Below are 12,864 nucleotides of genomic sequence, written 5' to 3' on the forward strand. Positions count from 1 at the left end.
GACTGGAGACAGGCGGGGCGTGACCGGTGTCACGCCCGGTCTTCATTGTTGATAGGCCAGTTCGAGGTCGGTGTCGAGTTCGATCACGCAGTCGAGCACGCGGCTGGTCAGGGTCTCGTCGTCGTCGGTCCACATCGAATCGGGTTCGTCGTCGCGGGTGGACAGCGGTGCGATGTCGAAATCGACGAACTGGTCGCCGATCTTCAGCACCGTCATGCCGGAAGCGTGGTCGGCCAGGGTCCAGTCGTCCGGCACCTGCAGCTCGGCGGTCACGCGTACGGTCAGTGTCTTCATTGCAGTCTCCTATGGAAGTGCAGCACTGTACCGCGCATGCGTCCGCTCACACAGCGTTGTCGACACGCGCCCGGCTGAGCATCTGAAGTGCCTGCAGTACGGCCTTGACCTTGAACGGGCGCAGCAACACATGATCGATGCCCAGATCGCGCAGGCGTTGTACGTCCTCCACGCCACAACTGCTCATCGTTACCGCCAGCGGCGTACGTGCGCTGCATAGCGTCCTGCCACTCCGCAACTGCTCGATCAGGGCGTAACCCCGGTCGTCGATACAGACCAGAACGCCATCGTAGGAAGCAGTGGCGAGCAGCGATGCTGCGGCGTCGCTGCCACTCGTTTCGTGGACGTCGGCGATGTCGAGGTCGCGGGCCACCAGTGCGATGGTGCGCCGGACCATGAAATCCGGCTCGATCACGAGCAGCAGCGGGCGTCGTGTGCGGTGCGCGCTTCTCTCCACGTCAGGCGCCTCCTGCGCCGCGCGGACGCGCGGTCAGTTCCTCGACGACCAGCGCACGCAGGCTGCCCAGTATGCCCAGATCCATTTCATCGAGCCTGCGAGGTGCTTGGTCTATCAGACACAGCGTGCCGACGACCAGGCCGGACGCCAGACGCAACTGGGCGCCGGCGTAGAAGCGTATGTGCGGTGGGCCGGTTACCAGCGGGTTGTCGGCGAAGCGCTCGTCGAGCAGCGCATCCTCGATCACCAATGGCACATCCATGCTCAGCGCATGGCCGCAGAAGGACACTTCGCGCGATGTTTCGCAGGCGTCCAGACCGACGCGGGACTTGAACCACTGACGGTTCTCGTCGACCAGAGAGATGAGCGCGATCGGCACGTCGAACTCGCGCGCCGCGAACTGCACGATGCGGTCGAAGCGCTCTTCCGGCGGTGTGTCGAGCAGAAGCAGCGCGCGCAGCGCGCCAAGTCGTTCGCTTTCGTTCTCGGGGATCGGGGGCTGCTTCATGGTCAACTCGACTGGACAGACAGTTGAGGGGCGGAAGGAGGCGCCTTCCGGTTGCACATCCGTCGGCCGCACCGTACCGTGTCGCCCGGACTTTTCGCAAGGCCTCGTGGGAATGACCGTCAATCTGATCGAACTCGAAAGCGGCGATGCGCCGATCGCCACCGTCATCGTGCTGCACGGTCTTGGCGCCGACGGCAACGACTTCGTGCCGGTGTGCCGGCGGCTGGATCTCGATGCCGTCGGCCCGGTGCGCTTCGTGCTGCCGGACGCACCGGAACGCCCGGTCACGCGCAACGGCGGCTACATCATGCGCGCCTGGTTCGACCTCTACGCGCCAGGCGCCGGGCAGGAAGCCGAGGCCGACGTGCGCGCGTCGCAGGCGCTGGTCGATGCGCTGATCGCACGCGAGGTCGAACGTGGCGTGCCGGCGTCGCGCATCGTGCTGATGGGGTTCTCGCAGGGCTGCGCGATGGCGCTGTTCGCCGGGCTGCGGCACGCCGAGCGGCTGGCCGGCATCGTCGGGCTTTCCGGCTATCTGCCGCTGGCGGCCGCGACCGCCGATGAGCGCAGCGAAGCGAACGCCGACGTGCCGGTCTTCCTGGCGCACGGCACGCAGGACGGCGTGGTCACGATCGACCGCGCGCTGGCCACGCGCGAGGTGCTCGACGCGCTGGCCGTGCCCTACGAGTGGCACGACTACGACATCGACCACGAAGTGAGCATCGAGGAAATCCGCGACATCAACCGCTGGCTGCTGCGCGTGCTGGCCTGACGGCGTTGCCTTCCGCGCAGGCGCCTCTGCGAACGCGATGCTCGCATCGTTGAGGTGCTTGACCCGGGGCGGTGTCCGATCAGGGGCACTGTCGCGGTCGGAAGATCGCTCCTGCAGCGGCTGGGCTCTTCAGTTCAGTCCACCCAGCCTATCCGCCCCTGTCCGGCGTCGTTGAGGCGGGCGATGAACGATGCCGCGTCGGGCTCCGGCAGGCTGATCGTCATCGTGACCACCGAGTCGTGGGTGACGTCGACCAGCGTGGCGCGAGCGGCGTCGATCTCTCGCCGCACCGTACCTTCGAGCGCATAGGGCAGGGTGCAGCGGAGCATGCGCAGCTTGGTCAGTGGCACCTTGACCGCACCGGTCAGCGCCGACGCGACCGCGTCGGTGTAGGCACGCACCAGACCTCCAGCGCCGAGATTGATGCCGCCGTAGTAGCGCACGACGGTGGCCAGCACGCCCTCCAGATCCTGATGGCGCAGCACTTCCAGCATCGGCCGGCCGGCCGTGCCGCTGGGCTCGCCGTCATCGACCGCCGCCGACTGACCGCCGGCCAGCAGCGCCCAGCACACGTGGGTCGCACCCGGGTGCTGGCGCCACAGTTCGAGCACGCGCGCCTGCGCCGAAGCGCGGTCGCGCATCGGCTCGACGCAGCCGATGAAGCGGCTCTTCTTGATCGTGAGGTCGCTGTGGACCGCGCTGGCGAGGGTGTTCGGCATGGGGCGGCAAGCTTAGCGCAGTGCGCCCCCGGCCGGGTTTCAATGCGTCAGAGCATGGCCTCCTGCTCGCCCCTCTCGTCGTGTTCCAGCATCCAGTGCGCCAGCTCAAGCCGTTCCGGCGGCAGCCCGGCGTCGAGCCGCGGCATCGCCGCCTGCAGCGCGATCGCGATGCCATCTGGTTCGCAGGCGATGCGCCGCCGCGGCTGTACGGGGCGAACGCCCTTGCGTATGCTCCGCGCGTGGCCAACGCGCGGTTGGCGATGCTCCGGGGGAGAGCGGAATGCGTGGCATGTTCGTATTGATGGCGGTCTGCGGCGCGCTGAGTGGCGCGGCGCAGGCGCAGACTGACTGGCTGTCGGGCATGCCGACGGTGAAGCAGGTTGAGTCGGCGGTGCAGGGACGCAGCGAGCGCGACACTGCGGCGCAGACCAGTGCCGTGCTGCAGATCATGGACGGCGTGGTGCAGAGCCTGTCGCCCAAGCCCTTCGATGCGGACCGGCTGGCGCCGGACGTGAAGCGCCGCCTCGGCGAATACCGCGCTGCACGCGAGCGCATCGACGCACGCGAGACGGCGAAGTTCTCCGGCAGCAGCTGCGAGGGCGATCACTGCGAGAAATATCTTTATCCGCGTTGCCAGCAGAAGTACGTGTTCTCGGCCGAGTTCTACCGCGTGGTCATGGATCGTCACTTCGCGCCCGAATGGCAGCGCAGCTGGGTGCCCAAGGTGCATGGCACCTTGTGGCAGCGGGCGCTGAAGCTGCCCGCCGGCACGCCGCTGCCGGCCGGCTTCGGTGATGGCCCGCCATGCTCCGGTCGGGTGGCCGGCGCCGACTACAGCGAACCCGGCATACTCGATTACGCCACCGCCGGTACCGACATCGGCCTCGACCTCGTTGCCAGTCTGCTGGTGGGCGACGTGCGCACCTACCGCAAGCCACGCGAGCTGCTCGACGACGTGATGCCCGGGCTGCTGCTGGCCGCTGGCGCTGCGATGATGCTCATCGTGCTGGCGCTGCGCCAGACCTTGCGCGACGTGTCGCTGGACCGCGGCAATGCGCGCAAGCTGGTGTCGTCGGCGCCTTACGAACTGGATATGTTCGCCGGCGACATCCAGGGTTACAGCCGCGGCATCGAGACGATCACCACGGTCAGTGGCGGACAGAACAACACGCCGGTCACCAGTTCGTCGCGCAGCGTACTGCACGAGCGCTTCTTCCTGGTCGGGCCGGTCGGCGGTGAGGTCGAAGTGAAACTGACCGACGCCGACTCGGGTGCGCGCGACGGCCACCGGATGACCGCAGCGTGGATACAGAAGCCGGGTAAGACCGGCGGACCGTGGCTGTTCATGCGCAACCACACGATGCGCACCACGATGTGGTTCGGCAACAACGCGAAGAAGCCTTACGGACTGCGCAGTTGGCCGGTGTGGGCGCTGGCCGCGCTGTTCGTCGGCACCTGCATCTGGATCGGCGTGCGCGCCGATGCACTGCGCGTCGTCAAGGACGGCTGGGACGTGACCGGCCATCTGCTCGTATGGTTCGGTCTGCCGGCGCTGCTGGTGGTCGCCTCGCTCTTCATGTGGATCTACGCGGTGCGCGGCCGCAGGCTTTCGCGCTTCCGCCGCGAGGTGGACGAACGACTGATACCTGAACTCGATCGCGCTGCCGGCCTCTGAGCTGCCGCAGTCGCCCGCCTTTTTTTGCTTACTGGACCTTTTCGATGTCTGCCGATGCCCGCCGTTTTCTTTTCTTCGCAGCGCTGACCGGCGCACTCGCCGTGATGCTCGGCGCCTTCGGCGCGCACGCGCTGAAGGCGCGGCTGGACGAGAACATGCTTGCGGTGTGGCAGACCGCGGTGCAGTACCACTTCTGGCACGCGCTGGCGCTCGGGCTGGTCGGCCTGCTGGCCATTCACCTGCGTGATTCAGGGGCGCTGCGCGTTGCCGGCTGGTTGATGCTGCTGGGCATCGTCGTGTTCAGCGGCAGTCTTTACGCGATGGCCTTGAGCGGTGTGCGCGCACTTGGGATGGTGACGCCGCTGGGCGGACTTGCCTTCATCGCCGGCTGGCTGGTGCTGGCAATCGCCGTCAGGCGCTGAGACGGCGAGGGCACCACCTCCCGCCCGGCCGAGAGACGACCGCTTCCGGAAGGGGCCGCGCCGTGCGCTCAGTGCAGTTCGGGCCGGTGCACCGCGCAGAAGCGCTCGACCGCTGCCTTGGTGCGTGCCCGCTGCTCCATGTCGAGGCGCTGCGAGGCCTGCTTTTCCGCGTCCTGCAGGATGCGCAGCATCAGGTCGGCGCCGCCGTCGCTCTGCAGCATGGCGCCCGCCAGCGTGGCGGCCAGCATGGTCGGCAGGCCGGTGTAGTCGGCGAGCACGTCGACTTCCAGTTCGCTCAGATTGCTGTGATCGAGACAGTCGCGCAGTGACAACATGACGTTCGCGTGAAAGGTGTGGGGCCTGGGCACTATACCGCCCCGGACGGCGGTCGCTGTTAGAATTTTGCGTTGCAATGTGACGACGGCTGCCGGATGCGGGGCCGCTCACATCCGTTCCATCAGCCACAGGTTTCCTTTCATGCTAGACGCCCAACTGCTGCGCAGCCAGCTTGCTTTCGTTCAGGAACGACTCGCCCTGCGTGGCTACACGCTCGACGTCGCCCGCTTCCAGTCGCTGGAGGAAGAGCGCAAGCGCATCCAGACCGACACCCAGGACCTGCAGGCAAAGCGCAACGCCGCATCGAAGCAGATCGGTCAGCTCAAGGCCAAGAGCGAGGACACGTCGGCGGTGATGGCCGAGGTGGCCGGGCTGGGCGACGCGCTGAAGGCCGGTGAAGAGCGCCTCGCCGCGCTGCTGGCCGACATCCAGGCCTTCGTCGCCTCGCTGCCCAATCTGCCGCACGAGTCGGTGCCGGTGGGCAAGTCCGAGGCGGACAACGTCGAGGTGCTGCGCTGGGGCACGCCGCGCAGCTTCGATTTCGAGGTGAAGGACCACGTGGACGTCGGCACTGCACTCGGCGGCCTCGACTTCGAAACCGCGACCAAGATCAGCGGCGCGCGCTTCACGCTGCTGCGCGCCGGCATCGCCCGCATGCACCGCGCGCTCGCCCAGTTCATGCTCGATACGCACACCACCGAACACGGCTACACCGAGCTGTACGCGCCCTATATGGTCAACGCCGACAGCATGTTCGGGACCGGCCAGCTGCCGAAGTTCGAGCAGGACCTGTTCAAGATCCCGTTCGGCCTCGAAGACCCCCCGGCTCAGGAGTTGAGGGATGTTGAGGCGTCAGGTAGATCGGACTCCATCGGGCGTCCGAAGGACCGTTTTTTCTACTTGATACCAACGGCCGAGGTGCCAGTTACAAATATTGTCAGAGATACCATCCAGAAGGCGAATGATCTGCCACTGAAGTTCGTCTGCCACACGCCGTGCTTTCGTTCGGAAGCGGGTTCCTACGGCCGCGACACGCGCGGCATGATCCGCCAGCACCAGTTCGACAAGGTCGAACTGGTGCAGATCGTGACGCCGGACCGCTCGTGGGACGCGCTGGAGGAACTGACCGGCCACGCCGAAACCATCCTGCGCCGGCTCGAACTGCCTTACCGCAAGGTGGCGCTCTGCACCGGCGACATGGGTTTCGGCGCCGCCAAGACCTACGACCTCGAAGTGTGGCTGCCGGCGCAGAACACCTACCGCGAAATCTCGTCCTGCTCGAACTTCGAAACCTTCCAGGCCCGCCGCATGCAGGCGCGCTTCAAGAACGAACAGGGTAAGAACGAAATCCTGCACACGCTGAACGGCTCCGGCCTCGCGGTCGGTCGCACGCTGGTGGCGATCCTGGAGAACTACCAGCAGGCCGACGGTTCGGTCGTCGTGCCGGAAGCGCTGCGCCCGTGGATGGGCGGCGTCGAGCGCCTCGGCGCCTGACACGCAAAAATCGCGCCGACGCTTTCCGCCGGCGCGACCCCTGTGCTACACTGCGCGCCGCTTCGCGACCACGAAGTTCGCAGTAACCCGGAGAGGTGGCAGAGTGGTCGAATGTACCTGACTCGAAATCAGGCGTAGGCGCAAGTCTACCGTGGGTTCGAATCCCACCCTCTCCGCCAGACACCACACAAAAAAGCGCCTCTCGGGGCGCTTTTTTGTTGCCCTCTCGGCACGTTGTCCGGCAGCCGCAACGCGGAGTCGTTGCTCACTGCGCGACGGCCGAAAGCAGTTCTTCCTTGCGCTGTTTCATCTGCTCGCCCAGTTCCGAAAGGTCGAGATCGGTGTCCTTCACCTTCGGGAACATTTCGTTCTGTTCTTCTTTCACGTGATGCTTCACGTACTCGGAGAGCACTTTCACCTTTGCGTCGTACATTTCGCCGTCCGGTTCGACGTCCTTGATCTGCGCGATCAGGTCTTTCAATGACGCGTGCTCGACGGTCGCCTCGGGTACCAGTTCCTTGTCCTTCAGTGCAGCTTTTACAGCCGGATAGAAGATTTCTTCTTCAATCTGGGCGTGCACGTCGAGCTCCGTACAGATTTCATGCACGAGTTTCTTCTTCTGAGCGCTTGTGCGGGCGGCCTCGTACTGCTCGAACAGTTCGCTGACGTGCTTGTGGTCGGCGCGAAGAAGGGTCAGCGCCTCCTGCGATTTGCGCGGGGATGAGTTTGACGAATCGGCCTTCATGTCGGGAATCTCCGGTCAGTAGATGGGATGTGTGCGAGGAGCCTTGGCGGCGCCCGCCGGCACTCGCTAGCAAAGCGGGTGCCCTGCGGGCCGCGTGCGGGTCACATCCCCTTGATCGGGCGCGGGGCCGGTCGTACGCGCCTAGGTCGCGTCGTTGCACGGCCCGGGGGCGTACTCGACCCGGTTGCGGCCGCCGCTCTTGGCGCGATAGAGCGCTTCGTCGGCCTTGCGCAGCAGGGCCGAAAAATCGAGGCAGTCGGGCATCAGTTCGCCGATGCCTATGCTCAGCGTGTAGTGCGCCGGCTGGCCGTCGAATTCGGGCGGGTTTTCGGCGACACGCTCCATCAGGCGCTCGGCGAAGGCGCGCGCGCCGTCCAGTGCGGTGTGCGGAAGCAATACGGCAAATTCCTCGCCGCCGAGACGACCTGCGCTGTCCGAATCGCGCAGCAGGCTGGACAGGATGATGGCGAAACTGCACAGCACGGCGTCGCCGCCCGCGTGGCCGAAATGGTCGTTGATGCGCTTGAAGTGGTCGAGGTCGGCCATCAGCACGGTGAGCGGCGTTCCATAGCGGCGGGCGCGCACGAACTCCTCCTCGGCGACTTCGAAGAAATGGCGGCGGTTGGCGAGGCCGGTCAGTGCGTCGGTGTTGGCCAGGATGCGTACCGCCTCTTCGGCCAGCTTGATGCGCGTGATGTTCTCGTGGCTGAGCAGCACGCGTTCGCGCGCCGCGTCCATCGGCGTCACCTTCAGGCTGAACCACTGCCGCTCGTGCGGCGCGTGGCAGGCGTACTCCATCTGGAACAGCGCCGACCGGCCGAGCATGACCGACAGGATGCCTTCGCACGCGGCCTCTGCATGGGGGGCTTCGTCGCGGTCGCAGCGGGCGAGGGCGTCGAGGTAGTTCACGCCGACGAAGGTCATGTTGCCGGTGTAGCCGCCGCGCTCGGCAAAGGCGCGCCAGCTGGAATTCGTCTCGACGATGACGCCGCGCTTGTCGAGCACGGCGACGTGGGCGGTGATGGCGTTCAGCGCTGCGGTCTTGAGCTGACGGTCGGCATCGCGCTCGGCCTCGAGCCGGCTGCGGTCGGTGATGTCGACGAACATGACGACGATGTGTCGCAGACGATGCTGGGTGTCGAACTCGGGGTAGGCGTGGACCAGCACCCACAGCGTATCCGCGTCGTCGTGACGGACGCCGACCACGACGTCGTTCATTTCCTGGCCCGACACGAGCACGCGGCGCACCAGATCGCGTTCCGGTGCCAGCGCCTCGCCGCTCTGGTCGATGAAGCGGCAGCCAAGCTGGGCGATCGTCCGGCCGGCGAGCAGCGCCGAATCCATGCGCAGGATGCGGCAGGCTTCCGGATTGCCGTACAGGATGCGGGCGTCGGGCGCGCAGACCAGCACGGCCGCGTGCAGGTTGTGCATCAGCAGGCGGTGGCGCAGTTCGCTGTCGGCCAGCGCGGTCTGCGCCAGATGGCGGTCGTGGACGTCCTCGATCACGGCGATGAAGTGCGAGGGGGCGCCCATCTCATCGAGCAGCAGAGAGATCGTCAGGCGCGCCCAGGTGGCGGTACCGCTCTTGTGCAGCAGGCGCTTCTCGATCGAGTAGGTGGTCTGTTCGCCACTGCGCACGCAGCGCAGCGGGTGAATGTCCAGCGAGATGTCTTCCGGATGGGTGATGGCCTCCATCGTCAGCGTGCGCAGTTCGCTGGCGCGAAAGCCGAGGATGTCGCACAGCTTCGGGTTGACGCGCAGGAAGCGGCCTTCGAGGTCCATCAGTGCAATGCCGACGGCGGCCTGGTCGAAGGTGCCGCGGAAGCGCTGTTCGCTCTCGCGCAATGCGTGTTCGGCGAGCTTGCGGCCCGACATGTCGCGCACGATGCCGAGCACGCAGCGCTGGCCGTCGAACACGACGCGGCTCGCGTTCAGTTCGATCGGCAGTTCGCGCCGGCCGCCCTTCATGCGGAAGCGCAGTTCGTAGCGCCCGGGCGGTTCTTCGCCGTCGCCGGTCCGTTGCCGGAAGCGCTGCACCCACAGTTCGAGGAAGTCCGGCGCCACCACCGCGTCGAAACCCAGTCCGACGAAGTCGTCGTGCTCGTAACCGAGCATGCGCGGCAGCGCGGCGTTGGCAAAGATGAAGCGGTAGTCGCGGGCGATGAACACGCCGTCGGTCATGCGGTCGAGCAGGGTGCGGAAAACCGCACCGTCGGCACCGGTACCCTGACCGATGACGGTTTCCGTGCCCGTAATGTTCAGCCCCGGATTGCTGTCCACGCCGTCCGCACCTCCATCCGCAGCATGCAGCGCCTCAGGGCGCCGACCCGCCGGCCGCCTATGGTGCGCTTGTCATGCGCGCCATGACAAGCGCTCGGTCCCGCTCACGCGGACTTGCTCTGCGCCAGCTCCTGCAGCGCATACGCATACGCCTCGGGAAAATCGATCAGCGCTGGCGACGAGCCGGTCTGAATAGAGCGGTAGAGACCGAACTGCGTCTTGTATTTCAGGCTGCCGATGGCCAGCGGGCCGATGCTGAGGAAGCGGGCCGGGCCGACTTCGACCGGAATCGCACGATCGTTCACGCCTATGCCTTCGATGCCGGACGGCGGCACGGCGTTGGTGTCGGCACAGGCGATCAGCTTGCCGCCGGCCTCCAGCACTTCGGCATCGAGGATGCGGATGCCGGCCTTGGCGGCGCTGACGGCGATTTCGCTGTCAGCGATCACATTGACCTTGTCGCGGTGGGTTTCAGCGGACACCCATTCGACCTTGGCGTTGTAGCGCTCGCAGAAGCGCAGCGCCGCCTTGGAGTCGTCGTCGGCCGTGAGCTGGCACAGCCGCGCCTTCGCGCCCTGTCGTGCGGCAAGGATGGCGGTGCACAGGCCGACCGGGCCGGTGCCGAACACCGATACCGTGCGCCCGGCCAGACCGGAGCCGGTGCTCGCATTGACCGCCTTCTCGACCAGCGCGACCACGGCGGCCGAGGTGGTGTAGGCGCCGTTCGGGTCGGCGAACACGCCGACCTGGAAGTCGCCGACCATGGCGCTCTTGGCGGACTGGAACATGTCGGTCGCCATATGTACGTCACGGCCACCGATGAAAATGCCGGTGTCGTTGAAGCGATTGGGCGGGCGACAGAAGATGGCGTCCTGTACCAGCGCGGTCACGTTCTCCGGGCGGATGCCGGTGAGCGGTATCACCTGATCGAAGCCCGCATCGGCGGCGATGGTCACGTCGAAGGGGCTGATATTGCTGCCCGGCACCAGGAAATAGAGTATGCGTTGGGTCATCTAGTTGTCTCCTCGCTCCACCATGGCGTGTGGCTGTCGCCGTACCGCGCGGGATGCTGCGGCGCACGGCGTACAGACCAGTCATATCGACGGTGGGGGACGACAACTTGAATCGGCAGGCCTTCAGTCCGCCGGCGCCCGGCAGGCGGCCTGCGGCGCGTCGCTGACGCCAAAGTCGCTGATTGCCCAGGCCAGCCGCGTGCCGTGGCTGCGGTTGAAGGCGTCCATCCAGGTCTCGACCGCGTCGCTCAGCGCGCGGGCGCCCGCGCTGTCGGGGCGCAGGAAGTCGGCGTGCGGCACCGCGCGGGTCAGCTGCGTCACCTGTTCGGTAATACCCTGCATGAAGGCGTCGACCGGCAGTCCGGCCGGGGCGGCTTCGCCCCGTGCCACCTCGACGCCCGGTCTGGCGAGCAGGCTCAGCGTGTGGCCGTCCTGCGTACAGGCGCGGATCAGCCGGTCGGTGCCGGCGCGCACATAAGCGCGTTCGGGCGGCTCTCCCGCCTGTGCGCCGGTCGTCGCCGCGGCCAGAAGAATGAGTGCAAGTAACTGTTTCATCGATTCATTGCGCTTCGCCGGTCGGCAGGAAGCGGGCGTCGACCACTGTCCAGCGCTGGGCGCCGGAACGGGTTTCGGAACAGCCGAGCTGGCGGACGCTGCCGTCCGGCGGCAGGTCGTGGCGGCTGCGGTCGGCGGTCAGTACGTCGAGGTACCAGCGCTCGACCCACACCCGCAGCGTGCGGCTGCGGTCGCGATTGCGCAGGCCGGTCATCGTGCCGCCCAGCTGCACGCACTGAGCTTCGGGCTCGGCCACCCATTCGAGCGCGGCGTGCGCTGCATGATCGACGTCGCTGGCTGCGGCCGTGGCCGAGCACAGCGCCAGCAGTGACCAGGCTGCCCTCACTTCACCACCGCGCGCGCCTGCAGTTCCTTCACGTAGCTGCGCCATTTCTGCTCGATCAGCGACTCGACGATGCGCGGCTTCACGTCCTCGAAACGCGGCGGCTGCGCCGGACGCACGTCCTCCAGCCGGATCAGGTGCCAGCCGGCGCCGCTGCGCACCGGGGCGTCGCCCACCTTGCCGCGCGTCATCTGCGGCAGCGCGGCAGCGAATTCGGGCGAGAACTGCCCCTCCGGCGTCCATTCGAGCAGGCCGCCGGCCGGCGCGCTGTCGCTGTCCTTCGAGTGGGCCTTCGCCAGATCCTCGAAGCGCGCCCCCTTGCCCAGCTGGTCCTGCAGCGATTTTGCCTGTGCTTCGTCGGCGACCAGGATGTGGCGCACCCGGTATTCGCGCTCGCCGGCGCGACTCGACAACGTGTCGTAGACCTTGCGCACCTCGGCGTCGGCCGGCTGCGTGTTCAGGAAGAAGTCCTCGCGCAGCGCGTTCAGCAGCGCCTGCTGGCGCATGAATTCGATGCGCGTCTTCAGCGCTTCGCTGCGGCCGAGCTTGCGTTCCGCCTCCTGCGCCAGCACTTCGCGCCCGATCAGTTCCTCGCGCGCCTGGCGCGACAGATCGGGCGAGGCCGGACGGCCCTGGCGGATCTGCTCCTTGATGATGAAATCGAGCTGGGCGCGCGGTACCGGCCGGCCATTGACCGTGACAACGGTGTCGGTGGCGGCGACGGCCGGCAGGGCGACGAGTGTGGCAAGAGCGGTGGCTAGGGCGGTGGCGAGCAGGCGGCTGCGATGCATGGCTTCGATGTGCGGACGTGACGGAAAAGGAAAGCACTATCCGCGACTGCGGACGTCGCTGCAGGCGGTGTCTGCCCCGGATTCCGGTGAGGATGTCCCGACTGCCCCTGACCCTCTTTCGCTGCGGGGGCTTGTTGCGGCGCACGAAAGGATTACGCTGTCGGTTCTCGTAAACACCCGCTGCTCACGAGGCGGCGGCACAGGGAGAACCCTCATGTCCAAGCACCAGAAAACCTTCCAGCTCACGATCCGCCACATCGACCTGATCGAAGACGCGCTGCGCGACAAGATCGGCTGTCTGGCGCAGGTCGCGGTCGCCAGCGGCGACGTGGCCGCGAGTGCCGGCAACGATGCGCTGATCCACGAACTGAACGAGCTGCTCGGCAGCCTGCACAACCAGAAGATCTTCTACAGCCAGGTCAACCGGACCGGCGTGCCGGCGGGCTGAGTCCGGCCGGCG

At 66.8% G+C, this 12,864-nt stretch carries 16 protein-coding genes and 1 tRNA gene; 6 read left to right on the top strand and 11 right to left on the bottom strand.

From position 1 onward, the window contains the following. Window positions 1-42: 42 nt before the first annotated feature. The 3 genes from METRZ18153_RS0106830 to METRZ18153_RS20025 are packed head-to-tail and all read right to left on the bottom strand — an operon-like array spanning window position 43 to window position 1,259. A complete protein-coding gene (locus METRZ18153_RS0106830; protein ID WP_020164020.1) occupies window positions 43-294 on the bottom strand; it encodes a hypothetical protein in 252 nt (83 codons plus the stop codon). Between the two features lie 46 nt (window positions 295-340). After that, complete coding sequence (locus METRZ18153_RS0106835) at window positions 341-751, bottom strand: response regulator (protein ID WP_020164021.1); 411 nt, start codon at window positions 749-751, stop codon at window positions 341-343. Between the two features lies 1 nt (window position 752). Next, window positions 753-1,259 carry a GAF domain-containing protein gene (locus METRZ18153_RS20025; RefSeq protein ID WP_020164022.1) on the bottom strand — a complete coding sequence of 169 codons (507 nt, stop codon included), beginning with the start codon at window positions 1,257-1,259 and terminating at the stop codon, window positions 753-755. Between the two features lie 112 nt (window positions 1,260-1,371). Between METRZ18153_RS20025 and METRZ18153_RS0106845 the strand changes: the two genes are divergently transcribed. Continuing rightward, window positions 1,372-2,031: an alpha/beta hydrolase gene (locus tag METRZ18153_RS0106845; RefSeq protein WP_020164023.1), complete on the top strand. Its 660-nt coding sequence runs from the start codon at window positions 1,372-1,374 to the stop codon at window positions 2,029-2,031. 134 nt (window positions 2,032-2,165) lie between these two features. Here the strand turns inward: METRZ18153_RS0106845 and METRZ18153_RS0106850 are convergent, their stop codons facing one another. After that, complete coding sequence (locus tag METRZ18153_RS0106850; protein WP_020164024.1) at window positions 2,166-2,750, bottom strand: IMPACT family protein; 585 nt, start codon at window positions 2,748-2,750, stop codon at window positions 2,166-2,168. Window positions 2,751-3,030: 280 nt separating this feature from the next. Between METRZ18153_RS0106850 and METRZ18153_RS0106860 the strand changes: the two genes are divergently transcribed. Then, the gene (locus METRZ18153_RS0106860; protein WP_029143604.1) at window positions 3,031-4,425 is read left to right on the top strand and encodes a hypothetical protein; all 1,395 of its coding nucleotides are present in this window, start codon (window positions 3,031-3,033) and stop codon (window positions 4,423-4,425) included. A 44-nt stretch (window positions 4,426-4,469) separates the two neighbouring features. Further along, entirely contained in the window at window positions 4,470-4,847 is a 378-nt protein-coding gene (locus tag METRZ18153_RS0106865; RefSeq protein WP_020164027.1) for a DUF423 domain-containing protein, read from the top strand. A 68-nt stretch (window positions 4,848-4,915) separates the two neighbouring features. Here METRZ18153_RS0106865 and METRZ18153_RS0106870 read toward each other — a convergent pair whose 3' ends face one another. Further along, window positions 4,916-5,182, bottom strand: coding sequence for a hypothetical protein (locus tag METRZ18153_RS0106870; protein WP_020164028.1), 267 nt, complete (start codon window positions 5,180-5,182; stop codon window positions 4,916-4,918). Between the two features lie 142 nt (window positions 5,183-5,324). Here METRZ18153_RS0106870 and serS point away from each other — a divergent pair, with 142 nt between their 5' ends. Continuing rightward, entirely contained in the window at window positions 5,325-6,677 is a 1,353-nt protein-coding gene (gene serS, locus METRZ18153_RS0106875) for a serine--tRNA ligase (RefSeq protein ID WP_020164029.1), read from the top strand. A gap of 89 nt (window positions 6,678-6,766) precedes the next feature. Continuing rightward, window positions 6,767-6,856 (top strand) — tRNA-Ser (locus METRZ18153_RS0106880). Between the two features lie 86 nt (window positions 6,857-6,942). Here METRZ18153_RS0106880 and METRZ18153_RS0106885 read toward each other — a convergent pair. The 6 genes from METRZ18153_RS0106885 to METRZ18153_RS0106910 all read right to left on the bottom strand — a co-directional run bounded on the left by METRZ18153_RS0106885 (window position 6,943) and on the right by METRZ18153_RS0106910 (window position 12,404). Then, a complete protein-coding gene (locus METRZ18153_RS0106885) occupies window positions 6,943-7,422 on the bottom strand; it encodes a hemerythrin domain-containing protein (protein WP_020164030.1) in 480 nt (159 codons plus the stop codon). Window positions 7,423-7,563: 141 nt separating this feature from the next. After that, window positions 7,564-9,702 carry a PAS domain S-box protein gene (locus tag METRZ18153_RS0106890; RefSeq protein WP_020164031.1) on the bottom strand — a complete coding sequence of 713 codons (2,139 nt, stop codon included), beginning with the start codon at window positions 9,700-9,702 and terminating at the stop codon, window positions 7,564-7,566. A 104-nt stretch (window positions 9,703-9,806) separates the two neighbouring features. Next, window positions 9,807-10,715, bottom strand: coding sequence for an NAD(P)-dependent methylenetetrahydromethanopterin dehydrogenase (locus tag METRZ18153_RS0106895; protein ID WP_020164032.1), 909 nt, complete (start codon window positions 10,713-10,715; stop codon window positions 9,807-9,809). 123 nt (window positions 10,716-10,838) lie between these two features. Continuing rightward, a complete protein-coding gene (locus METRZ18153_RS0106900; RefSeq protein WP_020164033.1) occupies window positions 10,839-11,270 on the bottom strand; it encodes a hypothetical protein in 432 nt (143 codons plus the stop codon). 4 nt (window positions 11,271-11,274) lie between these two features. Further along, entirely contained in the window at window positions 11,275-11,616 is a 342-nt protein-coding gene (locus METRZ18153_RS0106905; RefSeq protein WP_020164034.1) for a hypothetical protein, read from the bottom strand. Further along, entirely contained in the window at window positions 11,613-12,404 is a 792-nt protein-coding gene (locus METRZ18153_RS0106910; protein WP_020164035.1) for a peptidyl-prolyl cis-trans isomerase, read from the bottom strand. The genes METRZ18153_RS0106905 and METRZ18153_RS0106910 overlap by 4 nt, the downstream gene beginning before the upstream one ends. Before the next feature lie 214 nt (window positions 12,405-12,618). On the opposite strand from METRZ18153_RS0106910, the gene METRZ18153_RS0106915 reads away from it, so the two are divergent. Next, window positions 12,619-12,852, top strand: a complete 234-nt coding sequence (locus tag METRZ18153_RS0106915) for a hypothetical protein (protein ID WP_020164036.1) — start codon at window positions 12,619-12,621, stop codon at window positions 12,850-12,852. Window positions 12,853-12,864 lie beyond the last annotated feature (12 nt).

The organism is Methyloversatilis discipulorum, assembly GCF_000385375.1.
Classification (GTDB): domain Bacteria; phylum Pseudomonadota; class Gammaproteobacteria; order Burkholderiales; family Rhodocyclaceae; genus Methyloversatilis; species Methyloversatilis discipulorum_A.

Coding starts and splice junctions, on each gene's coding strand:
- METRZ18153_RS20025 (WP_020164022.1), bottom strand. CDS start 1,259: ATGAAGCAGCCCCCGATCCCCGAGAACGAAAGCGAACGACTTGGCGCG.
- METRZ18153_RS0106895 (WP_020164032.1), bottom strand. CDS start 10,715: ATGACCCAACGCATACTCTATTTCCTGGTGCCGGGCAGCAATATCAGC.
- METRZ18153_RS0106915 (WP_020164036.1), top strand. CDS start 12,619: ATGTCCAAGCACCAGAAAACCTTCCAGCTCACGATCCGCCACATCGAC.
- serS (WP_020164029.1), top strand. CDS start 5,325: ATGCTAGACGCCCAACTGCTGCGCAGCCAGCTTGCTTTCGTTCAGGAA.
- METRZ18153_RS0106870 (WP_020164028.1), bottom strand. CDS start 5,182: ATGTTGTCACTGCGCGACTGTCTCGATCACAGCAATCTGAGCGAACTG.
- METRZ18153_RS0106865 (WP_020164027.1), top strand. CDS start 4,470: ATGTCTGCCGATGCCCGCCGTTTTCTTTTCTTCGCAGCGCTGACCGGC.
- METRZ18153_RS0106860 (WP_029143604.1), top strand. CDS start 3,031: ATGCGTGGCATGTTCGTATTGATGGCGGTCTGCGGCGCGCTGAGTGGC.
- METRZ18153_RS0106845 (WP_020164023.1), top strand. CDS start 1,372: ATGACCGTCAATCTGATCGAACTCGAAAGCGGCGATGCGCCGATCGCC.
- METRZ18153_RS0106850 (WP_020164024.1), bottom strand. CDS start 2,750: ATGCCGAACACCCTCGCCAGCGCGGTCCACAGCGACCTCACGATCAAG.
- METRZ18153_RS0106830 (WP_020164020.1), bottom strand. CDS start 294: ATGAAGACACTGACCGTACGCGTGACCGCCGAGCTGCAGGTGCCGGAC.
- METRZ18153_RS0106910 (WP_020164035.1), bottom strand. CDS start 12,404: ATGCATCGCAGCCGCCTGCTCGCCACCGCCCTAGCCACCGCTCTTGCC.
- METRZ18153_RS0106900 (WP_020164033.1), bottom strand. CDS start 11,270: ATGAAACAGTTACTTGCACTCATTCTTCTGGCCGCGGCGACGACCGGC.
- METRZ18153_RS0106885 (WP_020164030.1), bottom strand. CDS start 7,422: ATGAAGGCCGATTCGTCAAACTCATCCCCGCGCAAATCGCAGGAGGCG.